The sequence below is a fragment of the Flavobacterium faecale genome, assembly GCF_003076455.1.
Taxonomy (GTDB): Bacteria; Bacteroidota; Bacteroidia; order Flavobacteriales; family Flavobacteriaceae; genus Flavobacterium; species Flavobacterium faecale.
The window spans coordinates 3,137,483-3,163,192 of the sequence record NZ_CP020918.1; the positions used below are offsets into that span (position 1 = coordinate 3,137,483).

Here is a 25,710-nt window from a genome sequence, read left to right on the forward strand (position 1 = left end):
GGTTTCAAAGTATTTAAAGTTAGAAGAATCTACTTTAAGTTTTCTAAATACATAAATTTGTTTAAAATGAATAAAATAGTAATCGTACTTCTACTTTTAATCACACAATTTGGGTTTGCTCAAGATTGGAAAACTAATTTTGATGCTACTAAAAAAACAGCAATGGCAGAAAATAAAGCTATTGTACTTGTTTTTTCTGGTTCTGATTGGTGTGCCCCTTGTATAAAACTACATAAAAACATTTGGCAGTCTGATGCCTTTAAAGAATTTGCCACAACTACTGTAATAATCGAAAAAGCCGATTTTCCCAAGAAAAAACAAAACCAGCTAAGTCCAGAGATTGCAAAGCAAAATCAAGAATTAGCACAAACATATAATCCAGAAGGTATTTTTCCACTTGTGGTTGTTATGGACAAATCAGGAAAAGTATTGGGTAAGGCGAGTTACCAAAATATTCCTCCAAATGAATATATAGCGTTACTACAATCCTTTATAAAATAACAATATGAAATTCTTCTTTTTAAGTTTGTGTTTCTGTATTGCAAATGTAGCCTCGTCTCAAGTTACTAGAAGTCGTACTTTGTATATGCTCGGTAGTCCATTTGAAATGATTGTTGAAGCAAAAGACAATGCACAAGGCGACCTATACATTGATATGGCTGTTGCTGAAGTGAGTAGGATTGAGAATTTGATTTCAGATTGGATTCCAACCACCTCAATTTCTGAAGTCAACAGAAACGCCGGGATACAACCAGTAAAAGTACCAACAGAAGTTTTTGATTTGGTAATGCGTGCAATTAAGATTTCCGAACTGACATCGGGAGCTTTTGATATCAGTTATGCCTCGATGGACAAAATATGGAAATTTGATGGAAGCATGACACAAATGCCATCACCGGAAGAAATTAAAAATTCAGTGGCAAAAGTTGGTTATCAAAAAATAATGTTGAATGCTAAAGAATCTACTATTTTCTTAAAAGATAAAGGAATGAAATTGGGCCTTGGAGGGATAGGACAAGGCTATATAGCTGACAAAATCAAGACGCTATTAATCCAGAAGGGCGTAGTTGCTGGCATTGTAAATATATCTGGAGACATTAATACTTGGGGAAAACAACTCAATGGAGAAAAATGGAAGATAGGAATTAAAAACCCTTTGAATAAGGATAAAGTTTTCGCCACCTTTCCGTTGGAGGATAGCGCTGTAGAAACCTCTGGCAGTTATGAAAAGTACGTAACTTTTAACGGTATTCGATATTCACACATAATAGATACACGTACGGGATATCCAGCCACGGGTGTAGTGAGCGTATCTGTATTTGCTAAATCAACAGAGTTTGCAGACGCATTGGCTACAGGTATATTTGTACTGGGTATAGACATAGGTTTAGACCTTGTTAACCAATTACCAGGTGTTGCATGTATATATGTAGATGATAAAGGAAAAATATTTGCTTCAAAAAACATTGACCTAAAAAAATATACAAATGATTAAACTGGCAATTTTAGTAGTTTTAATGATAAGCATGCAATCCTGTGTTGCTATTAAAGAGTATGACAAATTATATATCAATGACCCTGATATGAAATTAACTGCAAAAGCAGCAGAAAAGTACGAAACTACATTTCAAGTCTATCGAGAAGCTGCTGCTGGAGCTAATGGTGGAAAAACAGGTGGTGGTTGTGGTTGTAATTAATGTATCAAATGAAAAAAATATATCCTATTTGTTTCTTATTGCTATCGGTAATTGTGCAAGCACAAGAAAAACAAGAAGCAACTCCTTTTAAGAAAAGAGTACTAGAAACTACCGAAGTTAGTATTTTACTAAGTTATTACAATCAAGATGGAAACCATTCGGCAGTGAATGGCGGAGTCGGTTCAGAAAAATTAACTGACATAGCGTCAAACATTGTGGTGGCTTTACCACTCAATGCTGATGATGTACTTACGTTTGATGCAGGTATATCAGCGTATACTTCAGCTTCTTCAAGTAACATAAATCCTTTTATGGCGGGTAAATCGGGTACGACAACTACCTCTGGAGCATCAGGCACAAAATCAAGCACTACATCTGTAAGTTCAGCACCTTACGGTACACCTTGGCAAGCTTCTTCAGGCGCTTCTTCAGGCGATCAATTGGCGAATTTGTCTGCAAATTTCAGTCATAATTCAGATAACCGAAACACAATTTTGGATGCAAACGTTTCTGCGTCAAATGAGTATGATTATACTTCTGTGGGTTTTGGAGGTGGAATTACTAAATTGTTTAACAAAAAAAATACCGAAATAAGTTTAAAAGCGAATGCCTATTTAGATAAATGGAGACCCATTTACCCAACAGAATTAAAAGAATATTCACTATATGGTAGTAATTTTCAAAGCAAAGGCTATTTTTCGGGTGTTACAATCATAGATCAAAACGGTAATAAATCAACTGATTATTTGCCAACTGCTTTTACGACCTATTCCAATTCCAAACGCAACTCTTATTCGGCTTCGTTATCGTTTTCTCAAATTTTGACCAAAAAAATTCAAATGTCTATTTTTATGGATGTTTTAAAGCAAGAAGGATTATTGGGCACACCTTACCAACGAATTTATTTTGCTGACAAAGTAAATTATTATGTTGGGCAATCACAATATATTCCCGTTTACACAACAGCTCAAAATACGGGCGTTTACCAACTAGCAGATGATAAGGAACGTTTACCTAGTTCACGATTTAAAATTCCAATTGGTGCCCGAATTAATTTTTATATCAACGAATATGTTGTTGCTAGAACTTATTATCGCTATTATCAAGATAATTGGGGCATAAAGGCACATACAGTATCATTTGAGCTGCCTGTAAAACTGACTACTAGCTTCACTGTATATCCCATGTACCGTTATTATACGCAAACAGCTTCAGATTATTTCGCTCCTTATGAAACGCATCTTTCAACTGAAAAATATTATACCTCAGATTATGATTTATCAAAGTTCAAGACGAATCAATATGGGGCAGGTTTTGTTTATACCGACATTTTTACTCGAGCAAAAATCTTTTATTTTGGTTTAAAATCAATAGATTTACGTTTGAATCATTATCAAAGAAGCGATGGATTAAATGCAAATATTGCATCATTAGGCTTTAAATTTGAAGCTGAATAAAAGTAGAACGTATGGAAATTTTAATTGTAGAAGATGAAGTTGGAATAGTTCAGTTTTTGACGCAAGGACTAGAAGAGGAAGGATTCAAGGTCACCAGCACAATTGATGGAATTTCTGGACTTGAATTGGCCCAAAATGGAACCTTCGATCTATTACTTTTAGACTGGATGTTGCCCAAACTTTCGGGTTTGGACCTTTGTAAAACCTTTCGAGAAAAAGATAAAACCACACCAATATTGTTCTTGACCGCCAAAGATACAACAGCTGAAACGATTCAAGGATTGCAAGCCGGAGCCAATGATTACATCAAAAAACCTTTTGATTTTGCCGAATTATTAGAACGTATCAATATTCATTTTCGAAATAAAAAAGTAGAAACCAAATTACAATTGGGCGAAATAACGATCAATGTTGCCGAGTATACCGTTACCAATGCGGGTACAGCAGTAGCTTTGACACAAAGGGAATTTGAACTACTAAAATTCTTGGTCGTTAATAAAGGAAAAGTATGCAACCGCAAACAAATTATAGAAGAAGTTTGGGACATTCATTTTAATTACGACACGGGAGTAATAGACGTATTTATTAATGCTATTCGAAAAAAATTAAAACTAAAAGTAGAACAAGATTACATTAAAACGGTTCGTGGGGTAGGGTATATCGCTTCTGATGTATTTTGATAATAAATTAATTGCTCAATAAATAGTTATTACTTTAGTAATATAAATTTGTATAACTGTTATTTTTAGTTTCAAACACTAATGCGAATTTGTTGTCCCGACGCTTCGGGACGTGTCACCTTTTCAATTCCTGAAAACCCGTATTCATTCTTGTACTAATAAAGATAAAGAATTGTAATAAATTAATCCTCATGAAACCACTTTCATTCAAAAATAAAATCGCGTTTTATTACCTAATTTCCACAGCTATTTTGATTTTTGTGGTGTTTTTTTTTATTTACACTATTGTAAAACAAAATGTGAACTCGCATTTAAATAACGATATTTTAAAGGAAGTGAAAAATCACTTGAACGAAATCAGTATCAAAGACGGCAAATTCCATTTGATTCATTTTGAAGAATGGAAAGAAAGAGAACACAACACGGTCGATGTGAATCCGGTTTTTATAGAGTTTTTGGATAAAGACAAAAAGCTGATTACTAAATCACCCAATCTTAAAAAACACCAATTAGTTTTTGACAATGCTAAAGCTGACACCGAATTATTTGATGCCATATTAGTAAAGGCCAAAATTCGTCAGATTCAAGTTCCAATTGTAGAAAAAGATGCAATAATTGGGTACTTGGTTATTGCTATGTCTCTTGAAGGAACATTGGTCGTGCTTAACGATTTGTCACATATTTTAATTGTCTCTTATCCGTTAATTTTATTGGTTTTATTTCTGATTGCTCGTTTTATAGCCGGTAGAAGTATTCAACCTATCAATGCAATTATAAGAACATCAGACAAAATCACAAAAGACAATCTTTCGAGCCGAATTCCCTTACCAGTAAATAAAGACGAGCTGTTTGTGCTCTCAGATACGATCAATAATTTACTTAATCGTATTGAAAATGCTATAGCCCGCGAAAAGCAATTTACCTCAGACGCTTCGCATGAACTTCGTACACCTTTGACAGTAATCAAAGGCACTTTGGAAGTTTTAATTCGAAAAGAAAGAACCGAAGCAGAGTACCATGAAAAAATTAACTATGTCATCTCAGAGGTAAATCGTCTCAATCATTTGGTAGATCAATTGTTACTATTAGCACGGTTTGAACACCAAAAACAATCGGTAAATATTCAATCGTTTGATTTACGACTAGTAGTTAAAGAGATAGCCAATCGAAAGAATATAGAAAATCAAAACAGTCGTATTCAAGTGAGACCAGGTGGTAGTGAAGCCTCAATTATTGCTTCAGATGCTTATTTATTAGGAATAATTTTGAACAATATACTATCAAATGCACTTAAATATTCGGATAGTTATAGCGAAGTTTGTATTGAGATCCATTCGATAAATCAAAAAATAGAATGCCACATTATCGACTTAGGAATTGGAATGCTAGCGCCTGATCTAGAAAAAATATTTCAACCTTTTTATCGAATAAATAATGATGCACAAACTGCAAATAAAGGCATCGGTTTAGGATTATCCATCGTGAAACGACTAAGTGACTTACTGCAAATAAACATTATGGTGGAAAGTGTTGAAAACGAAGGTACTGTAGTCAAATTAATCTTCTAAAATAATTTGGACGTCTCCCTCCGTAACCTCAATGATTATCGGGGACGGTTAAGGCTTGTCATTCCAATCTTTTTTGAGGCAGGAAAAGCCCCGAAAAAGGATTCCTTCTGACGGTTCGGGACGATGCTTTACGTTAGTTTAAGTAGTATAGAAAGATTCTGATAGAAATATTAATCTTCTCCTAAGCAATCCTTAAGCCAATCTTAAGTCTATTCTACTTTGATTCTTTTACTTTTGTAAGAATAAATTAGAATAGAAATGTTAGAAAAAATTATAGCTTTCAGCCTCAAAAACAAATTACTAATTCTCCTTTTTACTTTTGGAGTGATGGGATTTGGCGTCTATTCGGTTTTTCAACTCTCCATAGGTGCAGTGCCTGATGTGACCAACAATCAAGTGCAAGTCATTACTACATCACGTAATTTGTCTACCCAAGATATTGAGCAATACATTACCTATCCGGTAGAGATAGAAATGGCAAACTTACCTGGTGTCAAAGAAATTAGATCAATTTCAAAATTCGGTTTGTCGGTAGTGACTATCGTTTTTGAAGATGAAATGGGTACGTACTTGCCTCGACAATTGATTGCTGAAAAAATCAAATCGGCTACAGAGAAGATTCCACAAGGTTTTGGAGTTCCTGAAATTGGTCCTATCACAACTGGCTTAGGCGAAATATACCAGTACACACTCGAAGTACAACCCGAATACCAAAGTCAATACACCATAACCGAACTACGAACGATTCAGGATTGGTTGGTTAAACGTCAGCTGTCTGGAATTAAAGGTGTGGTCGAAATCAATACTTGGGGTGGCTATTTAAAGCAGTATCAAGTAGCGATCAATCCTGCTAGTTTGAAGGCCATACAAGTAACACCTTCGGCTGTGTTTACAGCTTTAGAAAAAAATAATAGCATTGCAGGTGGTGCCTATATCGAAAAAGAAAATCAAAGTTATTTTATTCGTGGCGAAGGAAAAATCAATTCATTAGCTGATATCGAAAATATTGTGGTCGAAAACCGTAACGGAACCCCAATCCTAATCCGAGATATCGCGACAGTAAGTTTTGGAGCCGCCAATCGTTTTGGAGCGATTACGGGTAACGGTCAAGGTGAAAAAGTGCTAGGACAAGTGATGATGTTAAAGGATGCAAACTCAAAACAAGTAATTCAAGACGTTCACGATCGCATTGCGACCATTCAAAAAACTTTACCAAAAGGGGTCTACATCAATGGCTTTTTAGATCGAAGTGAATTGGTTGCTAAAACCACCTTTACCGTTGCCGAAAATCTAGTTTTAGGTTGTTTGATCGTTATTTTTGTAGTGGTCTTACTTTTAGGTAATTGGCGTTCTGGATTGGTAGTAGCTTCTGTGATTCCCCTTTGTTTGCTTTTTGCTATTTCGCTAATGAATATTTTTAAAATTGACGCCAATTTGATGAGTTTGGGAGCGATTGACTTCGGGATCATTATTGACGGTGCTGTTATTATTGTTGAGTTTATCGCTTTTCAAATCGGTCAAAAAGCAAATACACTGCTTCACTTACCAGAATCAGAAAAAAAAGCACAAATTGATACTATTACTTATAAAAGTGCTTCCAAAATGATGACATCTGCTGTATTCGGACAGTTGATTATTTTGATTGTTTTCATTCCGATACTTTCGCTCACTGGTATCGAAGGCAAAATGTTTAAACCCATGGCGATGACTTTTAGTTTTGCATTAGTAGGAGCAATGATTTTCTGTTTCACCTATGTACCCGTAATTGCATCTTTGGTTATCAAACCAATTGAAGAAAGTCCGAACTCATTTTCGAATCGTCTAATTACTCGCTTACAAAACGGGTATTTACCGATAATTACTTGGTCTTTGGACAATTCCAAAAAAGTGTTGTATGGTGCTGTTGGACTGTTAGTTTTGGCCATTGTATTATTCAGTAGTATGGGGGGCGAATTTATTCCTACGCTTGATGAAGGTGATTTTGTGATTCAACCTGTACTAAAAACGGGGACAACACTATCCAAAACCATTGCTACCACCACTAGAATCGAAAAAATAATCCTGAAAAATTTCCCCGAAGTAGACCAAGTGGTGAGTAGGATTGGTGCTGCCGAAATCCCGACCGATCCTATGAGCATGGAAGAGTCTGATGTGATTGTGAAATTAAAGCCACATTCCGAATGGGTTTCTGCAGCTACCAAAGATGAATTGGCAGACAAAATAAAAGAAGCCATTTCAAACGAAATTCCGAATATGGAAATCGAATTTACGCAACCAATTGAAATGCGTTTTAATGAATTGATCTCAGGTACGCGGTCAGATGTGGCGGTAAAAGTATTTGGACCAGATTTAGAAATTTTGGCTAAAAAAGCTGCACAGATTAAAAAAGCAATTGAGCATGTGCCTGGAGCATCAGATGTGATTATCGAAAAAACGGAAGGTTTACCGCAAATTACTGTAAATTATAATCGAGCCAAAATTGCACGCTACGGACTTAATATTGAAGATTTAAACAATCTTGTAACCCTTGGATTTGCTGGAAAAACGGTTGGAAATGTTTTCGAAGGAGAAAAACGATTTGATTTGGTGTTGCGTTTAGACCAAAGTAAAAGAAGCTCATTGGAAGATTTAAATAAACTTTATGTGACTGTACCAGCTACAAACCAACAAATACCGTTGGAGGAATTGGCCCTAATTGAATTTACAAAAGGACCAGCCAAAATTTCGAGAGACAACACCAATAGGCGAGTAGTGGTCGGAATAAATGTCCGCAACCGAGATTTGGAAAGTGTTGTCAGCGATATTCAATCTATTGTTAAAAACGAAATCAAATTACCCGAAGGCTATTTTGTACAGTATGGTGGTCAATTTGAGAATTTGCAGTCTGCCAAAGCCCGATTGATGGTTGCAGTTCCCATCGCATTATTATTGATTTTTGTACTGCTGTATTTTGCATTTGGATCTGTAAAGGAAGCTTTGATGGTGTATTCTGCCATTCCGCTCTCTGCCGTTGGTGGTATCTTGTTTTTGTGGATTCGAGATTTGCCTTTTAGTATTTCTGCAGGAGTTGGTTTTATTGCTCTTTTTGGTATCGCAGTGTTAAACGGAATAGTACTTATCGAATGTTTTAAAGAATTAAAAGAAGAAGGAATGAATTCAATAAAAGAGTTAATTATCGAAGGAACTACAAGTCGTTTGCGTCCAGTATTATTGACAGCTTTGGCTGCAGCTTTAGGATTTTTACCCATGGCAATTTCGAGCTCTGCAGGTGCAGAGGTGCAACGACCGTTGGCGACAGTGGTTATTGGTGGCTTGTTTACGGCTACCATTTTGACCATGATTGTACTCCCTGTTTTGTACCAAGTATTTCAACAAAAAGATTTTAAATGGAAAGCGAAGGTTAAAAAAGATGCGTTATTGGTAATTCTATTTGTTCTAGGACTTGGATCCGCTTTTGCACAACAAAATCCAGCAGAGTTGGACAGTATCATTGCTATTGGTTTGCAAAATAACAATGGAATTAAAGCGAGTCAATTGCAGGTTGACAAACAACAAGCACATATCAAAACCGCTTTTGATTTCGAAAAAACAAACCTCTATTATAATTATGATCAAAATAATATAGCACCAAACAATTTGCCAATTCGGGTATTTGGAGTGCAACAAAGTTTTGCTTTCCCAACGGTTTATAGTGCGAACAAAAAATTATATTCGGCAGAATATGAACGAGAAATGGCAAAACTAGCCGTACAGAAAAACCAACTAATATTGGCCATTTCTATATCGTACTATCAAATTGTTTCCTTACAACACAATGAAAAATTATATCGATATTTGGATAGTTTGTATCAGAATTTTTCTAAGGCAAGTGATCGCCGCTTTGAATTGGGTGAAACTAATTATCTAGAAAAAATTACGGCACAGTCCAAATACAGACAAATAAAAACCAAGTTAACTCAAATTAAAAAGGAAGTTGCAGGACAGTATTCGGTCTTGAATGGGTTATTACAAACTGACAAAAAAGTGGTGATTTATAGCACAACCTTGCTACCCATTATTGAAGTAGCTAATGCAGCAAATGAACAAGCATTGGATAGGTATTATAATTCGGTTTCAACAGTTTACGACAATCAAGTTAAAGTACAAAAACAACAATGGATGCCCGATTTACACCTTATAGGTTTCAGAGGAAGCAACATTGGCCTTTCACAGCCTTTGTATGGTATTCAGCTAGGTGTTTCTGTGCCCATATTATTTTCAGGGGTGGTGGCAAAAAATAAAGTAGCACAGTTGGAAAAAGAAAGTTGGGAAAAGGAAAAACTGAATCAGCAATCAAAACTCACCAATTATAAAAATCAAAAAATAAATGAGTTAGAACAGTTTCAAGAAGCAATTCAATATTACAGTCAGTATGGCAAAAAGCTATCTGAGGAGATTATAAAGGTGGCAAATATGAGCTACAAACACGGCGAGATAGACTTTTTTCAATACATCCATAGTTTAGAAAATGCTACTCAAATACAAGTTAGCTATCTCGAAAATGTATTACTTTATAATCAAACGCAGCTGGATGCGCAATACCTAAATTTTTAAATTTATTACGATGAAAAAAAATATAATAGCACTACTAGTTGGAATAGTACTTTTTTCGTGCAAAGATAATACAGCTGAAACAAGCCCTTCTGAAATTAAAAAGGATAACGAAATTGTAGTTACCCAATCACAATTTGCTGCATCAAGTATGCAAATTGGAACGGCTAATGAGCAAGAGTTTGACGTAACCGTAAAAACTACAGGAAAGATAGATGTACCGCCTCAAAACAGAGCAAAAGTGAGTAGTTTTATAGGTGGTTACATTAAATCGACCACATTGTTGGTTGGTGATAAAGTGACCAAAGGACAAGCTTTGCTGACTTTAGAAAACACAGAATTCCTTGATATTCAAAAAGATTATTTAGAAGTTGCAGAACAAATTAATTATCTAAAATCTGAGTACAACCGCCAGAAAACACTGTATGACGAAAAAATTACTTCTCAAAAAAATTACCTAAAGGCAGAGAGTGAGTATCGCAGAGCGTTTGGCATGTATCAAAGTTTGAAGGCTAAATTAAACTTAGTGCACATTAGTCCATCAAATGTTGAAAAAGGAAAATTGACGAGTGTGATTACGGTATATTCTCCAATTTCTGGCGATATCGTGGTCATGAATGCTAATGTAGGTATGTATGTTGCGCCATCTGAGGTATTGCTCGAAATCATTGAAACGGATCATTTGCACTTAGAATTAGACGTTTTTGAGAAAGATATTTTGAAAGTTAGAGAAGAACAGAAAATAAAATTTACAGTTCCCGAAGCCTCCAAGGAAGTTTTTAATGCATCCGTACATCTTGTAGGTAAATCAATTGAAGGCGCCAATAGAGTTATTAATGTTCACGGTCATTTGGATGATAATATCAAGCAACGACTGCTTACAGGTATGTTTGTTGAGGCAAATATCATTACGGCTGCTCAAACGGGTTTGGCAATTCCAATTGGTGCTTTGGTGACCGAAAACAATAAAAATTATGTTCTGGTTTTAGAAAAAAAGACAAATGACTATGTCTTCAAAAAACAACTTGTCAAAATAGGGGCGAAGACGGAGACTGAAGTCGAAATAATTCCAGATGCTAAAGTTACTGCCACTACAAGAATATTGTTAAAAGGAGCTTATGATATAACGGAATAGTATAAAAAAGACATAAAATATATTTTTTATATTTGAAGCCAATTAAAACTATTCTATATTTGAATTCTGATTAAATAAACAACATAGTTTTATATAAAAATAGTTATAAATGAACGACGCACATTTGCATTTGATGGTAAACCATTTTCCTATTGTGGGATTAATTATTGGTTTCGGAATATTGATTTCGGGTTTATATTTTCGAAATAATGGTATAAAGAATACGGCTTATTCTGTGTTTATTGTTGCAGCAGTTGCAGCTTTCCTAAGTATGTATACGGGTGAAGGGGCAGAAGAGTTAGTGGAGGATATGCCAAATATTGGACACCAAATCATACACGAACACGAGGAATATGCTGAGAAATTAGCTCTAATCTTGTATGCCATGGGACTTCTATCTATTGCTGGATTTTATTTGAACGTAAAAGTACATGCAAAAGCGAGATTGGTATCGATAATTGTGTTGGTTACTGCAGCTATCGCCGTTATTTTTGCTCTAAAAACAGGAGAAACAGGTGGTGAAGTACGACACACAGAAATTAGGGAATCGAATGTAAAGGGAAAACCAGTTCAAAGTGTAGAGGAAGATTAAGTTTTTAACAAATTAAGGTTATTAAGTGTAAATATTGTTGTTTCATGTTTAAAATAAAAAGTATATTTGCAATCGAAACGAAAATCAAAGTAATTTTACAATATCATGTTATCAAATCAAGTACATCATCATCATTTTCATTATTGCTCTCAAGCGATGTGTTAATGGTATGCGTGTAGTTCATCATATTAATAAACCCGTTTGAGTACATCAAACGGGTTTTTCATTGTGTGAAAGTCCTATGTACTCAAACACAATCTTTAAAAAATAAAAAAAAATAAAAAAATGAGTACATTAAAAATTGCAATTCAGAAATCAGGAAGATTAAACGAAGAAAGTATTCAAATTCTTAAGGATGCAGGAATCTCTATCAACAACGGTATTGACCAATTAAAAGCAGAAGCTTCTAATTTCCCGTTAGAAGTATTGTATTTGAGAAATTCAGATATTCCTCAGTATCTTATTGATGGTGTTGTAGATATTGCCATTGTTGGTGATAATTTATTAGTCGAAAAAGGTAAAAACATTGAAGTAATTCAAAAATTAGGTTTTTCGAAATGCAAAGTTTCTGTAGCAGTACCAAAAGCTTTCGAATATAATTCTGTTAAAGATTTAAACGGATTGCGTGTTGCTACTTCTTATCCAAACACGGTAATTGATTTTTGCGCAGAGCACGGTGTAACAGTTGATATTCACCAAATTTCTGGTTCGGTTGAGATCGCTCCAAATATCGGATTGGCAGATGCAATTGTAGATATCGTTTCAAGCGGTAGTACCTTATTCAAAAACAATTTGAAAGAGGTAGAAGTGATCTTTAAAAGTGAAGCAGTATTAGCAGTTTCTCCAAAAGTTTCTCCAGAATCTCAAAAAATAATTGATACTTTAAAATTCAGAATCGAATCTGTTTTAAGAGCTCGTAAATCAAAATATATCTTGATGAACGTGCCGAACGATAAAATCGAAGCTATTGGTAAAATTTTACCAGTGTTAAAAAGTTTGACTGTAATGCCATTAGCTCAGGAAGGTTGGAGTAGTGTACACTCAGTAATCGACAAAGATACTTTTTGGGAAGTAATTGACCAATTGAAAGACGCTGGTGCCGAAGGTATTTTGGTTTGCCCAATTGAGAAAATGGTTTTGTAGAGCTATTTGCTTTTGGCTACTAGCCAATAGCAGGAGAAAGTGAAATAAGTGCTAAAAGCCAATGGCTAAAAGCTAAAAGCTAGAAAATTATGAATAAAATATACAATCCAACACCAGATACTTGGACTTCTATTTTAGAAAGACCCACAAAAACGGTAAACGATATAGAGCAAACGGTAAAAGAGATTTTTACAGCTGTTCAAAAAGATGGAGACGTTGCTGTAGCTAAATATACCACCCAGTTTGATGGGGTATATTTTGAAAATAGTGAAGTTACTGCAGTTGAAATTGAAACTGCTGTAGCTTCAATTCCGAATGATTTAAAAGAAGCTATCGCATTAGCGAAAGCAAATATAGAAGCCTTTCATCAAGCACAAAAAACATCTCGTGTATCTGTGGAGACAGCACCTGGTGTCCAATGCTGGCAAGAAAAAAGACCAATCCAGAAAGTAGGTTTGTACATTCCGGGAGGGACAGCACCTTTGTTTTCAACGGTTTTGATGTTGGCAGTTCCCGCTAAAATCGCTGGCTGTAACGAAATTGTTTTGTGTTCTCCGCCGGATAAAAACGGAAATATAAATCCTGCTATTTTGTATGCTGCAAACTTATGCGGTGTAACAAAAATAATCAAAGTTGGCGGAATCCAAGCCATCGCTGGAATGACGTTTGGGACGAAAGTGATTCCGAAAGTGTACAAGATTTTCGGACCTGGAAACCAATACGTAACGGTAGCCAAACAATTGGCAACACAGTTTGGTGTGGCAATTGATATGCCAGCTGGACCATCAGAATTATTGGTGGTGGCAGATGATACTGCAGTACCCGCTTTTGTAGCGTCTGATTTGCTTTCACAAGCAGAGCATGGAATTGATAGTCAGGTAATTTTGGTAGCTACATCTAAAGTTTTAATTGATGCAGTAGAAAAAGAAATAGAGCTTCAATTGGAGCAATTACCACGTAAAGCTATTGCAGAAAAAGCCATAGCAAATTCTAAATTAATCTATGTCGAAAATGATAAAATTGCTTTGGAATTAATCGATGAATATGGTCCAGAACATTTTATAGTTTGCGTGAAAGATGAAGATTTCTACGTCAATAATATTGGTAATGCTGGTTCTGTTTTTATAGGTAACTACACTCCCGAGAGTGCGGGCGATTATGCATCAGGTACCAATCATACCTTACCAACCAATGGTTACGCAAAGAATTACAGCGGTGTAAACTTGGATAGTTTTATGAAATCGATGACCTTCCAAAAAATATCCGCTACAGGAATTCAAAATATCGGTACTGCTATTGAATTAATGGCAGAAGCAGAAGGTTTGCAAGCGCATAAAAATGCAGTTACATTGAGATTAGCAGAGATAGAACAAAGAAGTAAGAATATAGAATAACGAAAATAGAACGTTGACATGATGTGTAAATAGTTATAGATTAAAATCTTTTTTCTATTCTCTATATTCTATTCTCTTTTAAAGATAAGCAAAATGAAATTTGATATAAATAATTTAGTTCGTGAGAATGTAAAAACAATGAAGCCTTATTCATCTGCAAGAGATGAGTTCAAGGACTTTGATGTTGCTCAGATGATTTTTTTGGATGCGAATGAAAATCCGTATCAAAACGGGGTGAATCGTTATCCAGACCCGCAGCAAATATCAGTAAAAGGAGTTTTAGCAAAAATGAAGAATGTAAATCCAAATCAGATTCTGCTAGGAAACGGAAGTGATGAAGTACTGGACTTACTATTTCGAGCATTTTGTGAGCCTAAGATTGATAACGTAATCAGTTTACCACCAACCTACGGTATGTATGGAGTTTTGGCAAACATCAATAATGTTGAGAATAAAGAGATTGTATTGTCGAACGATTTTCAGCCACAAGTAGAACAAATTCTAGATGCGGTTACGCCAAACACAAAAATCATCTTTTTGTGTTCGCCAAACAACCCAACGGGAAATTCATTTTCTACAGAAAGTGTGATTACCATACTAGAGAATTTTTATGGTTTAGTTGTAATTGATGAAGCCTATATCGACTTTTCAGATAAAGCAAGTTGGTTAGAAAAATTGGAACAATATCCTAATTTGATAATCACGCAAACCTTATCAAAAGCGTATGGTTTGGCGGGAATTCGTTTAGGGATTTGTTATGCCTCTGCAGAAGTAATTGCAGTAATCAACAAAATTAAACCTCCATATAACGTAAACGAATTAACACAACAAAGAGCATTAGAGCGTTTGAGTGATCCAGTTAAAATTCAAAACGAAATAGACTCAATCATAGCACAAAGGACTGCATTATTGCAAGTATTAGGTACGGTTTCTTTTGTAGAAAAAATTTACGCTACTGAAGCCAATTTCATCTTGATTAAAGTGGATAATGCAAACCAACGTTACGCAGAGTTGATCGCCAAAGGAATTGTAATTCGTAATAGAACGACCCAAGCACTTTGCGAAAACACCTTACGATTGACCATTGGAACAGAAGAAGAAAATAAGAAGCTGATGGAGGCATTGACAGCGATTTAATATTGATTCGTAAGATGGTCGTTTTAATATTTAAAATCTATCTTAGCATAAAAGGAAGGTAGTTGTAGTTGTTAAACACGTAAAAGTATTGATTATGAAGATGAAGGAGTCCATACAAGCAAAATTGAGTGAGTTTTTGAATTTGTGCAAGAGTCATAATGTTGTTTCTATTTATGCTTTTGGTTCTGCGGTTAATGATAGTTTTAATGAGGATACGAGTGATATAGATTTATTAATCGAAATTGAAAGCCAAAATCCCATTGAAAAGGGAGAGTTATTGATGGATATTTGGGATAAATTAGAATTATTTTTTCAAAGAAAGGTTGATTTATTAACGAATTCATCTATCAAGAATCCGGTTCTAAGGAGTAATATTGATGCTACAAAAATTTTACTATATGATGGAAAAGAGCAAAAAGTATCTTTCTGATATTTTAATGGCAATCGATTTGATTACTGATTTTATGATTGGCGTCGAAGATTTTGAAGCTTATGAAAAGGACTTTAAAACTCAAAGTGCTGTTGAAAGACAACTGGTTATTATTGGCGAAGCATTAAATAAATTAAGACAACTTGAAACCAAAATTCTAATTGAAAATGATAAGCAAATAATCAGTTTAAGAAATCGATTGGTTCATGCTTATGATAGTATCGATAATGCCATTGTTTGGGCAATTGTGAAACGTCATTTAGAAAAATTGCGAATAGAAATAGAAGCTATAAATAATATTTAGTACGATAAATTAATCCTTGTGAAAAATTGTAACTTATATAAACTTTAAATAAAATAGGAAAAAATGGATTCTAATTTTAAAAAAAATGTAATAACCGCAATATTATTGGTAGTCGCTTCCTTTTCTGTAGCTGCACAAGACAAAGTAGATACTGGTAAGATTTACTTTTTAAGATCTACTGGTTTTCAGGGTTCTGCTGCAGCATTTAAAACTTTTATAGATGGAGAATTTGTATGTAAATTGAATAACAAAAAATATTCTGTTCATGAAGTTCCTGTAGGTAAACATGAATGTTCTGTTCAATTTGGAGGTAAAGTATCTAAAGAAAAAGCGGAAAAATTTGAAGTAGAAGTAGAAGCTGGAAAAGTAACCTATGTGCAGTTGGTCTTTGAAACAGGGATGTTTATAAACAATATATATTGCGAAGAAGTTACTGAAAATACTGCCAAAAAGAAAATGGAGATTATGGTAGAAGATACCAAATGTCTATAATTAACAGATTCTAATTTTACGTGAGCGATAGTAGTGAAGCTCTTTATTATCTTGCTTTTTTGCAAGATTAAAAAAGCGGGAACATCGCGAGGCTTCGAGAGCCCGACACGTAGGGACACGCCCTAATAATGATGTTGAATAAGTAATTAAAGTTAGCTAAAGTTCAAAACCTAGCCGCTAAAAGCAATAAAAATAATGAAAAAAGTACTTTTTATCGATCGTGACGGAACGATTGTTTTGGAACCAGTAGGCTACCAATTAGATAGTTTAGAGAAATTGGAGTTTTATCCAAAATCATTTCAATATTTGGCCAAAATAGCCACCGAATTGGATTTTGAATTGGTAATGGTGACCAACCAAGATGGTTTGGGAACAGATAGTTTTCCGGAAGACACGTTTTGGCCAACGCAAAACTTTATTTTAAAAGCGTTTCAAAATGAAGGAGTATTATTTGATGATATTTTTGTAGACCGCTCTTTTCCCGAAGACAATGCGCCAACACGCAAGCCTCGTACAGGTATGTTGACTAAATATATTGATAATCCAAATTACGATTTGGCGAACTCTTTTGTATTAGGTGACCGTTTGACTGATGTCGAATTGGCTAAAAACTTGGGTGCGAAAGCCATTTTTATGAACGATTCTGATGGAGCGGGTAGCGAAGAAATTAGTGCCAAAAGAGAAGAGTTAGATGAAATTATCGTTTTGCAATCTATGGATTGGAAAAAGATATATGAGTTTTTGAAATTGGAAGAGCGTACTGCGACTATTTCTAGAAAAACACATGAAACAGATATTTACATCAAACTAAACTTGGACGGAACAGGTCAAAGTAAAATTGATACCGGAATTGCTTTTTTCGACCATATGTTAGATCAAATTTCGCGTCATGGACAGATGGATTTGGAGATAAAAGTGGTGGGTGATTTAGAAGTTGATGAGCATCATACTATTGAAGATACGGCTATTGCATTGGGTGAAGTCTATGCAAAAGCGCTTGGAAATAAATTAGGAATTGAAAGATACGGTTTCTGTTTACCGATGGATGATTGTTTAGCGCAAGTAGCCATTGATTTTGGTGGAAGAAATTGGTTGATATGGGAAACGGAATTCAAACGTGAAATGGTGGGTAAAATGCCGACTGAGATGTTTTTCCACTTTTTCAAATCGTTTTCTGATGGTGCAAAAGCCAACATCAACATAAAAGCAGAAGGAGATAATGAGCATCATAAAATTGAAGCCATTTTTAAAGCTTTCGCGAAAGCGATCAAAGTAGCGGTGAAACGTGATACTGAGAAAATGATTTTGCCAAGTACGAAGGGAATGCTTTAAAATTCCCCTAACCCCCGAAGGGGGGATGTGAATAAATTGAACATAATATACAGTTTTTAGAAATGAGTCAAGAAAAGAAAGTATCAACTTCAACTCCCCCTTCGGGGGCGGGGGGGATTGTAATCATAAATTACGGAGCAGGAAATATTCAAAGTATTATGTTTGCCATCGAAAGATTGGGATATACTGCAGTTTTGAGTAATGATCCTGACGAAATTAGAGCAGCGGATAAAGTGATTTTTCCTGGAGTAGGAGAGGCAAGTTATGCCATGAATATGTTACGCCAAAGTGGGTTGGACAGTTTGATACCGACTTTGACACAACCTGTTTTAGGAATTTGTTTGGGGATGCAATTGATGTGTCATCATTCTGAAGAAGGCGATACCACTGGTTTGGGGATTTTTGATGTAAATGTGTATAAATATTCAAATAAGGTAAAAGTACCTCAAATGGGATGGAATACGATTTACAATTTAAAATCGGACTTGTTTAAAGGTATTGCCGAAAAAGAATATATGTATTTGGTACACAGTTTTTATGCACCATTGTGCAAAGAAACGATTGCGACCACCGATTATGAATTGGAATATTCATCGGCTCTAGAAAATAAAAACTTCTTTGGAACGCAATTTCACCCAGAAAAAAGTGGTGATGTTGGGGAACAAATTTTGAAAAACTTTCTACTTCTAACCTCTAATTTCTAACCTAGACTTTAACTATGAGAATAATACCAGCTATAGACATCATCGACGGAAAATGTGTTCGTTTGTCAAAAGGAGATTACAATACAAAGATTATTTACAATGAAAACCCGCTTGAAGTGGCCAAAGAATTTGAGGCGCACGGAATAGAATATTTGCATTTAGTAGATTTGGACGGTGCGAAATCAAGCCGCATCATCAATCACAAAATCTTGGAGCAAATTGCTACACAAACTAAATTAAAAATTGATTTTGGTGGTGGTTTAAAATCTGATGAAGATTTGAAAATTGCTTTCGAATCTGGTGCTAACCAAATTACGGGTGGAAGCATTGCTGTGAAAAACCGAGAAATTTTTGAAAAATGGATTTCTAAATTTGGTGCAGACAAAATCATTTTGGGTGCAGATGCTAATAACGAAAAAGTAGCTGTTTCTGGATGGTTGGAAGAATCAGACCAAGAGTTAGTTCCTTTTATTCAAGGTTATCAGTCGAAAGGAATTCAGTATGTGATTTGTACTGACATCGCTAAAGACGGAATGCTTGAAGGACCAAGTTTTGATCTCTACGAAAAGATTTTAAAGTCATGTAATGTCAAATCGAGCGGAGTCGAGATTAAACTAATTGCCTCTGGTGGAATTTCGACCTTCGACGAATTACCAAAATTGGCAGAATTGGGTTGTGAAGGAACAATTATTGGTAAGGCGATTTACGAAGGAAGAATTTCGATGAAACAATTGGAACAGTATATCATATCGTAGAGATGTTGCACTGCAACGTCTTAACGCATCATTTGGGTATATAATAATTGGTAAATTACATAATGTTTGGACGTTGCACTGCAACGTCTCTACGCAAACAACAAAATCATGTTAACAAAAAGAATAATCCCTTGTCTAGATATTAAAAACGGTCGAACGGTAAAAGGCGTAAATTTTGTAGATTTGCGTGATGCTGGCGACCCTGTAGAATTGGCCAAAATTTATTCTGACGAAGGTGCAGATGAATTGGTTTTTCTAGATATCTCGGCAACCGAAGAAAGAAGGCGTACATTATTTGATTTAGTTCGAAAAGTAGCCGCTACGATAAATATTCCGTTTACCGTTGGTGGTGGAATATCAGCTGTAGAAGATGTAGAAGTATTGTTGCAAAATGGTGCTGATAAGGTTTCTATTAACTCTTCTGCCGTAAAAAACCCGCAGTTAATTAACGATTTGGCTCAGAAATTTGGAAGCCAATGTGTAGTAGTTGCCATTGATGCCAAACAAATTGATGGTCAATGGATTGTGCATTTGGTGGGCGGAAAAGTACCAACAGAATTAAATTTATTCGATTGGGCAAAAGAAGTAGAGCAGCGAGGTGCAGGAGAAATACTTTTTACCTCGATGAACAACGACGGAACCAAAAGCGGATTTGCAAATGAAGCTTTGGCTAAATTGTCAAGTTTAGTTAATATTCCGATTATCGCTTCTGGTGGTGCAGGAAATGTGCAGCATTTTATCGATACCTTTGTGGACGGAAAATCTGATGCCGCTTTGGCAGCAAGTGTTTTCCATTTTAAGGAAATCGAAATCAAAGCATTAAAACAAGAATTAAAAAATAATAATATTGAAGTAAGACTTTAGAAATAAGAGGTAGGAAGTAAGATGTTTGAAGTGTGAACAACGAACTCGAACTACTGATATTTAATTTCTAAATTCTAATTTCAAAATTTCAAAATTTACATAATGGAGATAGATTTTTCAAAAAGCGCACACGGATTAATTCCAGCAATTATACAAGATAGTGAAACTAAAAATGTTTTGATGTTGGGGTACATGAATGCCGAAGCGTATCAAAAAACAGTTGAAACAGGAAAAGTAACATTCTACAGCCGTTCTAAGCAAAGACTTTGGACAAAAGGAGAGGAGAGTGGTAACTTCTTGAACTTGGTAGATATCAAAAACGATTGCGACGGTGATACTTTGTTAATTCAGGCACAACCAGTCGGACCAACTTGTCATACAGGTGCCGATACCTGCTGGCAAACGCCAAACGATGAAAGTTATGGTTTTATTTCGAAATTAGAAAATACTATTGAGTCTAGAATCAAAAATGCTGATTCAGAGAAAAGTTATGTAGCCTCCTTATTCAAATTGGGAATTAATAAAATTATTCAGAAAGTAGGTGAGGAAGCTGTTGAAGTTGTAATTGAAGCTAAAGACACTAATGATGATTTATTCTTAGGTGAAAGTGCTGATTTATTTTTCCATTACTTGATTTTGTTGCAAGCCAAAGGATTTAAATTAGACGATGTAGTTTCTATTTTAAAAAGCCGTCAGAAGTAGATTTACTTTGTAAGAATATAGTATGAAAGCCCAATAGTTTTAATTTAACTGTTGGGCTTTTTTTTTAATTTCAAAAAAGTACCTTTGTCACTATAAGATATTTCCAAAATAGTGATAGAATGAAAGTGAATAATACCACAATTGATTTTCAAAACAAAAAAGTACCGAATACAAACAGTCTAATCATCGAATTAAAAACAGATGATATTGACGGTAGACCAATTTACATTGCAGGTAATTTTAATAATTGGAGTACCCAAGATGAAAATTATAAATTAGAGCAGATTTCTGAAAATACGTATCAGTTTAAATTTAATATTGATCATACTTTTCCGGACTTACTTTTGTACAAATTTACAAAAGGGGATTGGAGTGCAGTTGAGATTGGAGAGAACGAAGAGATTACAGAAAATCGTTCGACTTCATTGAAATCGGGTATTCAAAAAGAGTATGTTCCAAAATGGAGACGTAATTGGCTTCCTTACAAACCGAATTTTCTACCCCAAGTTGTCTTGTTGTCTGATGAATTTGAGATTCCGCAACTTAATACTACTCGAAAAGTTTGGGCTTTGCTACCTCACGATTATGATCATACAACCGAGCATTATCCTGTTTTGTATTTGCAAGATGCTCAAAATCTATTTCATGGTAATGCGGCCTACGGTAATTGGGAAATCGACAAAAAATTGGCTGTTATGGCAGAGTACAAAATTGGAAAAATCATTGTCGTAGCTGTGGAGCATGCTGATGGTGATAGATTAACAGAGTACAGTGTCGGAAAAACAGTTTTGGGTAAAGGGCAAGGAAAAAAATACATTCGATTTTTGACCGAAACGTTAAAACCTTATGTAGATCAAAATTTTAGAACGAAAAAAGATCGTAAGCACACCGGAATAGGTGGTAGTGCGATGGGAGCCTTGATTAGCATTTTTAGTGGTTTACGCAATCCAGAAGTTTTTGGGCGATTGATGATTTTTTCTCCTTCACTGTGGGTAGCGCCTCAACTCAAAATTGATGTTGAAGTTGAAAATACAGATGATACAAAAATTTACCTTTATGCAGGTGCAGAAGAGCGTGAGAATATGGTCGATCATGTTCAAAAATTTAGAGAACGTTTGTTGCAAAGCGAATTTGTAAAAAGTAAAATGGAAATCAATTTGAGCATTAATAAAAATGGCGAGCACAATGAAAGTTATTGGAGTGACGAATTTCCAAAAGCTATTGAGTGGTTGTTTTTTAGATAACAATTCGTTAGTCCGGTTATGGCTATATAGTGTTAGGAAGTTTCTTTGCAATAATGTATAGCTGCTTTAAAATCAATGAAAACTATTTTTTTTGAATAAAAATATAATGTCTTTTATGAGAAACACAGTTGCTTTATTTTACCTATTATTCTTGAGTATTCAAACAGTTTCATCCCAGGAGCATACTGCTTTGGTTGCGACCACTTTTACACATCAAGATAGTTTACGTGGTGGAATATCTAAAGAAAGAAGTTGGTGGGACGTAAAGAAATATGAACTTCAAATCAAAGTTAATCCTAAAGACAGTTCCATTGTTGGTTCTAATAAAGTCATTTACTCCGTTATTAATGAGTATAATACGATGCAGATTGATTTGCAAGAACCTCTCCAAATTACAAAAATAACTCAAGAAGGTTTACCATTGAAATACAAAAGAGATGGAAGCGCATACTTTATAACCTTAGATAAAAAGCAACTAGTGGGAGCGTTAAATGAACTTACTATTTATTACGAGGGTAAACCAAAATCAGCAATAAATGCACCTTGGGATGGTGGTATTGTTTGGAAAAAAGATGCAAACGGTCATCCATTTATAGCCTCATCTTGTCAAGGAATTGGTGCCAGTGTTTGGTGGCCAAATAAGGATCATATGTATGATGAAGTTGAAAGCATGGACATTAGTGTCAACGTACCATCCAATTTGATAGCAGTTGCCAATGGTAGATTAAAAAGTAAGCAAGAACAAAATGATGGTACAACTACATTTAAATGGTCGGTTGTTAACCCAATTAATAATTATGGGGTGAATTTTAATATAGGTGATTTTGTTTCTTTTTCAGAAATTTATAAGGGAGAGAAAGGAAATCTAGACTGTACCTATTACGTTCTTAGATCGAATTTAGAAAAAGCAAAAAACCAATTTAAGGATGTTACTCGCATGCTTAAAGCTTTAGAATATTGGTTTGGAGCATATCCATTTTATGAAGATGGGTACAAATTGGTCGAAACACCATTCTTGGGTATGGAGCATCAAAGTGATATCAGTTATGGTAATGGTTTTAAAAATGGCTATCGTGGATCTGATTTAAGCGGTACCGGTTGGGGATTGAAATTTGATTTTATAATCATTCATGAATCGGGTCACGAGTGGTTTGGAAATAATATCACAAACAAAGATCGCGCTGATATGTGGATACACGAGAGTTTTACTAGCTATTCTGAAACTCTTTTTCTCGAATATTATTATGGAAAATTAGCTGCAGATGAGTATGTACGTGGTACGAGACGTAATATTTCTAATGACAAGCCCATAATTGGATCTTATAATGTCAATGATCAGGGTTCTGGTGATATGTATTTTAAGGGTGCAAATATGTTGCATACGCTGCGCCAAATAATGGACAATGACAAAAAGTGGCGTAAAATGCTTAGAGGATTAAATAGTACCTTTTACCATCAAATTGTTGCATCTCAGCAAATAGAAGATTATTTATCGAAAGCAGCAAAACGAGATTTAACTCCCTTCTTCGATCAATATTTGCGAGATATTCGTGTTCCAACTTTAGAATATAAAATAATTCAAAATAAATTCCAATATCGTTGGTCAAATAGTGTGGACGGCTTTGATATGCCAATCAAAATTAATGTAGATGGAAAATTGAAATGTATTCACCCTACATTGGAGTGGAAAGCACTAACAATAAGTCGCGGAATTGACAGTATTAAAGTGGATCCTAATTATTATATAAATGTAAAAGCAAATTAGAAATAAATTTTACTAATTTTACCACTGCATTGCAATCTTAACTTGATCAATCATTATGAAAACTTCTGCTACCATTTTATTTCTTTCTCTTTTTAATTTCTTAGCAGTTTTTGCGCAAAATAATGTGAAAGACAAAGAGGTAGTAAAAACGGTTGTTGTAGTTAAAGAAACAGAACCATTGCAAGTATTTGATTCCATTGCTTTCGTAAAATCAGCAGAAATGCTTCCAGAGGATCAGTATTGGGCCATTATCGAAAAGTCAAAAGAAGCAAATGTTACACAGGCGTATCAAGAAATTTTCATAACAAATGAGCTTGAAAAATTAACTCCAAAAGAAATCATTGGTTTCCGATTGCGTACAGATAAATTATTATTCGATACCTATAAATCCAATTTGTGGTGTGCCGCATACATCATGAATGGTGGTACAGATGGTGGATTTGATTATTTTAGATGTTGGATTATTGCACAAGGAAAAGATGCTTTTAACAAAGCAGTGGCAAACCCTGATAGTTTAGCCGATTTAGTGCAAGAAGGCAAAGAATCATATGAATTTGAAGGTTTTTGGTTTGTAGCAATGAACGCGTTCATGAATAAAACAGACCATGAAATATACGATTATATTGATTATGATACCTTTGTGACTAATGATGAGCATTATCCATTAATTACTTTCAATTGGAGCGTAGATGAACCAAAGTCAATGGAGAAAATTTGCCCTACGCTATTTAAAAAACTTTGGAAATAAGGGTGGTTTAGATGGAAAGCTTATTCTGTTTTCAGTTATATTCTTTATTAAATTAAATGTCACAAATAGTAACGGCTTGTCGTAATGATTTTAGTTTATCTGGATTTTTAGCTAAAAATTCTTGTCCTACATAACCTTTGAATCCTGTTGCGGCTATTGCTTTCATAATTGCAGGATAATTTAATTCCTGTGAATCATCAATTTCATTTCGGCCAGGTACTCCTGCAGTATGATAATGAGCAATGTATTGATGATTTTCTTTTATTGTCCGAATCACATCTCCCTCATCTATCTGCATATGGTATATGTCGTAAAGTAATTTAAAGTTTTCCGAATGCAATCTTTTTGCAAGTTCAACACCCCATGATGTTTTATCACATTGATTGTCCTTGTGATCTATTTTACTGTTAAGTAATTCCATTACAAGGATTACATTATGTTTTTCGGCTATGGGGATTAATTTTTGTAAACCTATCACGCAATTATTCCAACCTTCCTCATCAGTTTTTCCTCTTCGCTTACCGCTAAAACATATTAATTTTGAGTATCCCGCTTGTGCTACCAGAGGAATCATTTCTGTGTAACTTTTTATAAGTACTTCATGAAATTTTAAATCATTAAAACCGTCTAATAAATTTATTTCGGCACCATTACACATGGAAGATGTGAGTCCATGTTTTTGTAAAATTGGCCAATCTTTTGGGCCTACTAAATCAATTCCTGTAATCCCCATATTTTTTGCAGCGATACATAAAGCTTCTAATTCTATATCTTTAAAGCACCATCTTGCAACAGAATGATTAATATTTCCATTTAATTTTATAGGTTCATCCTTTGTATAAACACCAGCGGTTGGAAGTGCGAATAAGCGATCAGAAATACCAAAAGTAATAGTACCTGCTAAAATACTTTTGAGTGCTGATCGTCGATTTGTTGGTCTTTTCATTTTCCTTAGTTTAATCAAATATAAGTAATTG

24 protein-coding genes are annotated in these 25,710 nt (G+C 34.8%); 23 read left to right on the plus strand and 1 reads right to left on the minus strand.

What is annotated here, in order from left to right; all coding sequences use genetic code 11:
* The first annotated feature begins 66 nt into the window (after window positions 1–66).
* The 23 genes from FFWV33_RS13370 to FFWV33_RS13480 all read left to right on the plus strand — a co-directional run bounded on the left by FFWV33_RS13370 (window position 67) and on the right by FFWV33_RS13480 (window position 24,733).
* Window positions 67–501 carry a thioredoxin family protein gene (locus FFWV33_RS13370; protein WP_108741372.1) on the plus strand — a complete coding sequence of 145 codons (435 nt, stop codon included), beginning with the start codon at window positions 67–69 and terminating at the stop codon, window positions 499–501.
* A 4-nt stretch (window positions 502–505) separates the two neighbouring features.
* Complete coding sequence (locus tag FFWV33_RS13375; RefSeq protein WP_108741373.1) at window positions 506–1,495, plus strand: FAD:protein FMN transferase; 990 nt, start codon at window positions 506–508, stop codon at window positions 1,493–1,495.
* Window positions 1,488–1,697 carry a DUF4266 domain-containing protein gene (locus FFWV33_RS13380; RefSeq protein WP_108741374.1) on the plus strand — a complete coding sequence of 70 codons (210 nt, stop codon included), beginning with the start codon at window positions 1,488–1,490 and terminating at the stop codon, window positions 1,695–1,697. The genes FFWV33_RS13375 and FFWV33_RS13380 overlap by 8 nt, the downstream gene beginning before the upstream one ends.
* Window positions 1,698–1,705: 8 nt before the next feature.
* On the plus strand, window positions 1,706–3,154 hold the full coding sequence (locus tag FFWV33_RS13385) for a DUF3570 domain-containing protein (protein ID WP_108742554.1): 1,449 nt from the start codon (window positions 1,706–1,708) through the stop codon (window positions 3,152–3,154).
* 11 nt (window positions 3,155–3,165) lie between these two features.
* On the plus strand, window positions 3,166–3,834 hold the full coding sequence (locus FFWV33_RS13390) for a response regulator transcription factor (protein WP_108741375.1): 669 nt from the start codon (window positions 3,166–3,168) through the stop codon (window positions 3,832–3,834).
* Window positions 3,835–4,025: 191 nt separating this feature from the next.
* The gene (locus tag FFWV33_RS13395) at window positions 4,026–5,402 is read left to right on the plus strand and encodes a sensor histidine kinase (protein ID WP_108741376.1); all 1,377 of its coding nucleotides are present in this window, start codon (window positions 4,026–4,028) and stop codon (window positions 5,400–5,402) included.
* Between the two features lie 258 nt (window positions 5,403–5,660).
* Window positions 5,661–9,995 carry a CusA/CzcA family heavy metal efflux RND transporter gene (locus FFWV33_RS13400; RefSeq protein WP_108741377.1) on the plus strand — a complete coding sequence of 1,445 codons (4,335 nt, stop codon included), beginning with the start codon at window positions 5,661–5,663 and terminating at the stop codon, window positions 9,993–9,995.
* A gap of 10 nt (window positions 9,996–10,005) precedes the next feature.
* Window positions 10,006–11,127, plus strand: coding sequence for an efflux RND transporter periplasmic adaptor subunit (locus FFWV33_RS13405; RefSeq protein ID WP_108741378.1), 1,122 nt, complete (start codon window positions 10,006–10,008; stop codon window positions 11,125–11,127).
* Between the two features lie 109 nt (window positions 11,128–11,236).
* Complete coding sequence (locus tag FFWV33_RS13410; RefSeq protein ID WP_108741379.1) at window positions 11,237–11,719, plus strand: DUF2231 domain-containing protein; 483 nt, start codon at window positions 11,237–11,239, stop codon at window positions 11,717–11,719.
* Between the two features lie 285 nt (window positions 11,720–12,004).
* Window positions 12,005–12,862, plus strand: a complete 858-nt coding sequence (gene hisG, locus FFWV33_RS13415; RefSeq protein WP_108741380.1) for an ATP phosphoribosyltransferase — start codon at window positions 12,005–12,007, stop codon at window positions 12,860–12,862.
* Between the two features lie 89 nt (window positions 12,863–12,951).
* A complete protein-coding gene (gene hisD / locus FFWV33_RS13420; protein WP_108741381.1) occupies window positions 12,952–14,256 on the plus strand; it encodes a histidinol dehydrogenase in 1,305 nt (434 codons plus the stop codon).
* Window positions 14,257–14,349: 93 nt separating this feature from the next.
* Window positions 14,350–15,393 carry a histidinol-phosphate transaminase gene (hisC, locus tag FFWV33_RS13425; protein ID WP_108741382.1) on the plus strand — a complete coding sequence of 348 codons (1,044 nt, stop codon included), beginning with the start codon at window positions 14,350–14,352 and terminating at the stop codon, window positions 15,391–15,393.
* A 94-nt stretch (window positions 15,394–15,487) separates the two neighbouring features.
* A complete protein-coding gene (locus FFWV33_RS13430) occupies window positions 15,488–15,823 on the plus strand; it encodes a nucleotidyltransferase family protein (protein ID WP_108741383.1) in 336 nt (111 codons plus the stop codon).
* Complete coding sequence (locus FFWV33_RS13435) at window positions 15,792–16,127, plus strand: HepT-like ribonuclease domain-containing protein (RefSeq protein WP_108741384.1); 336 nt, start codon at window positions 15,792–15,794, stop codon at window positions 16,125–16,127. The genes FFWV33_RS13430 and FFWV33_RS13435 overlap by 32 nt, the downstream gene beginning before the upstream one ends.
* 63 nt (window positions 16,128–16,190) lie before the next feature.
* On the plus strand, window positions 16,191–16,619 hold the full coding sequence (locus tag FFWV33_RS13440) for a DUF2846 domain-containing protein (protein WP_108741385.1): 429 nt from the start codon (window positions 16,191–16,193) through the stop codon (window positions 16,617–16,619).
* A gap of 195 nt (window positions 16,620–16,814) precedes the next feature.
* Window positions 16,815–17,951 (plus strand): bifunctional histidinol-phosphatase/imidazoleglycerol-phosphate dehydratase HisB, encoded by a 1,137-nt coding sequence (hisB, locus tag FFWV33_RS13445; RefSeq protein WP_108741386.1) that lies wholly within the window; start codon window positions 16,815–16,817, stop codon window positions 17,949–17,951.
* A gap of 62 nt (window positions 17,952–18,013) precedes the next feature.
* A complete protein-coding gene (hisH, locus tag FFWV33_RS13450) occupies window positions 18,014–18,655 on the plus strand; it encodes an imidazole glycerol phosphate synthase subunit HisH (RefSeq protein ID WP_108741387.1) in 642 nt (213 codons plus the stop codon).
* Between the two features lie 14 nt (window positions 18,656–18,669).
* The gene (hisA, locus tag FFWV33_RS13455) at window positions 18,670–19,410 is read left to right on the plus strand and encodes a 1-(5-phosphoribosyl)-5-[(5-phosphoribosylamino)methylideneamino]imidazole-4-carboxamide isomerase (protein ID WP_108741388.1); all 741 of its coding nucleotides are present in this window, start codon (window positions 18,670–18,672) and stop codon (window positions 19,408–19,410) included.
* Window positions 19,411–19,518: 108 nt separating this feature from the next.
* A complete protein-coding gene (gene hisF / locus FFWV33_RS13460) occupies window positions 19,519–20,274 on the plus strand; it encodes an imidazole glycerol phosphate synthase subunit HisF (RefSeq protein WP_108741389.1) in 756 nt (251 codons plus the stop codon).
* A gap of 102 nt (window positions 20,275–20,376) precedes the next feature.
* On the plus strand, window positions 20,377–20,976 hold the full coding sequence (hisIE, locus tag FFWV33_RS13465; RefSeq protein ID WP_108741390.1) for a bifunctional phosphoribosyl-AMP cyclohydrolase/phosphoribosyl-ATP diphosphatase HisIE: 600 nt from the start codon (window positions 20,377–20,379) through the stop codon (window positions 20,974–20,976).
* 119 nt (window positions 20,977–21,095) lie between these two features.
* Complete coding sequence (locus FFWV33_RS13470) at window positions 21,096–22,220, plus strand: alpha/beta hydrolase (RefSeq protein ID WP_108741391.1); 1,125 nt, start codon at window positions 21,096–21,098, stop codon at window positions 22,218–22,220.
* A 115-nt stretch (window positions 22,221–22,335) separates the two neighbouring features.
* A complete protein-coding gene (locus FFWV33_RS13475) occupies window positions 22,336–23,985 on the plus strand; it encodes a M1 family metallopeptidase (protein WP_108741392.1) in 1,650 nt (549 codons plus the stop codon).
* 55 nt (window positions 23,986–24,040) lie between these two features.
* Window positions 24,041–24,733, plus strand: a complete 693-nt coding sequence (locus tag FFWV33_RS13480) for a DUF4240 domain-containing protein (RefSeq protein WP_108741393.1) — start codon at window positions 24,041–24,043, stop codon at window positions 24,731–24,733.
* Window positions 24,734–24,785: 52 nt separating this feature from the next.
* On the opposite strand, the gene FFWV33_RS13485 is transcribed toward FFWV33_RS13480, so the two are convergent.
* On the minus strand, window positions 24,786–25,679 hold the full coding sequence (locus FFWV33_RS13485; RefSeq protein WP_108741394.1) for a hydroxypyruvate isomerase family protein: 894 nt from the start codon (window positions 25,677–25,679) through the stop codon (window positions 24,786–24,788).
* Between the last annotated feature and the right edge of the window lie 31 nt (window positions 25,680–25,710).

Excerpts from the sequence above, each read along its gene's own strand:
- FFWV33_RS13485 (WP_108741394.1), bottom strand. The coding sequence starts at position 25,679 with ATGAAAAGACCAACAAATCGACGATCAGCACTCAAAAGTATTTTAGCA.
- FFWV33_RS13480 (WP_108741393.1), top strand. The coding sequence starts at position 24,041 with ATGAAAACTTCTGCTACCATTTTATTTCTTTCTCTTTTTAATTTCTTA.
- FFWV33_RS13400 (WP_108741377.1), top strand. The coding sequence starts at position 5,661 with ATGTTAGAAAAAATTATAGCTTTCAGCCTCAAAAACAAATTACTAATT.
- hisG (WP_108741380.1), top strand. The coding sequence starts at position 12,005 with ATGAGTACATTAAAAATTGCAATTCAGAAATCAGGAAGATTAAACGAA.
- FFWV33_RS13430 (WP_108741383.1), top strand. The coding sequence starts at position 15,488 with ATGAAGATGAAGGAGTCCATACAAGCAAAATTGAGTGAGTTTTTGAAT.
- hisC (WP_108741382.1), top strand. The coding sequence starts at position 14,350 with ATGAAATTTGATATAAATAATTTAGTTCGTGAGAATGTAAAAACAATG.
- hisA (WP_108741388.1), top strand. The coding sequence starts at position 18,670 with ATGAGAATAATACCAGCTATAGACATCATCGACGGAAAATGTGTTCGT.
- FFWV33_RS13380 (WP_108741374.1), top strand. The coding sequence starts at position 1,488 with ATGATTAAACTGGCAATTTTAGTAGTTTTAATGATAAGCATGCAATCC.
- FFWV33_RS13375 (WP_108741373.1), top strand. The coding sequence starts at position 506 with ATGAAATTCTTCTTTTTAAGTTTGTGTTTCTGTATTGCAAATGTAGCC.
- FFWV33_RS13385 (WP_108742554.1), top strand. The coding sequence starts at position 1,706 with ATGAAAAAAATATATCCTATTTGTTTCTTATTGCTATCGGTAATTGTG.
- hisIE (WP_108741390.1), top strand. The coding sequence starts at position 20,377 with ATGGAGATAGATTTTTCAAAAAGCGCACACGGATTAATTCCAGCAATT.
- FFWV33_RS13475 (WP_108741392.1), top strand. The coding sequence starts at position 22,336 with ATGAGAAACACAGTTGCTTTATTTTACCTATTATTCTTGAGTATTCAA.
- FFWV33_RS13395 (WP_108741376.1), top strand. The coding sequence starts at position 4,026 with ATGAAACCACTTTCATTCAAAAATAAAATCGCGTTTTATTACCTAATT.
- FFWV33_RS13370 (WP_108741372.1), top strand. The coding sequence starts at position 67 with ATGAATAAAATAGTAATCGTACTTCTACTTTTAATCACACAATTTGGG.
- hisF (WP_108741389.1), top strand. The coding sequence starts at position 19,519 with ATGTTAACAAAAAGAATAATCCCTTGTCTAGATATTAAAAACGGTCGA.
- FFWV33_RS13440 (WP_108741385.1), top strand. The coding sequence starts at position 16,191 with ATGGATTCTAATTTTAAAAAAAATGTAATAACCGCAATATTATTGGTA.
- FFWV33_RS13410 (WP_108741379.1), top strand. The coding sequence starts at position 11,237 with ATGAACGACGCACATTTGCATTTGATGGTAAACCATTTTCCTATTGTG.
- hisD (WP_108741381.1), top strand. The coding sequence starts at position 12,952 with ATGAATAAAATATACAATCCAACACCAGATACTTGGACTTCTATTTTA.
- hisB (WP_108741386.1), top strand. The coding sequence starts at position 16,815 with ATGAAAAAAGTACTTTTTATCGATCGTGACGGAACGATTGTTTTGGAA.
- FFWV33_RS13435 (WP_108741384.1), top strand. The coding sequence starts at position 15,792 with ATGATGGAAAAGAGCAAAAAGTATCTTTCTGATATTTTAATGGCAATC.
- FFWV33_RS13470 (WP_108741391.1), top strand. The coding sequence starts at position 21,096 with ATGAAAGTGAATAATACCACAATTGATTTTCAAAACAAAAAAGTACCG.
- hisH (WP_108741387.1), top strand. The coding sequence starts at position 18,014 with ATGAGTCAAGAAAAGAAAGTATCAACTTCAACTCCCCCTTCGGGGGCG.
- FFWV33_RS13390 (WP_108741375.1), top strand. The coding sequence starts at position 3,166 with ATGGAAATTTTAATTGTAGAAGATGAAGTTGGAATAGTTCAGTTTTTG.
- FFWV33_RS13405 (WP_108741378.1), top strand. The coding sequence starts at position 10,006 with ATGAAAAAAAATATAATAGCACTACTAGTTGGAATAGTACTTTTTTCG.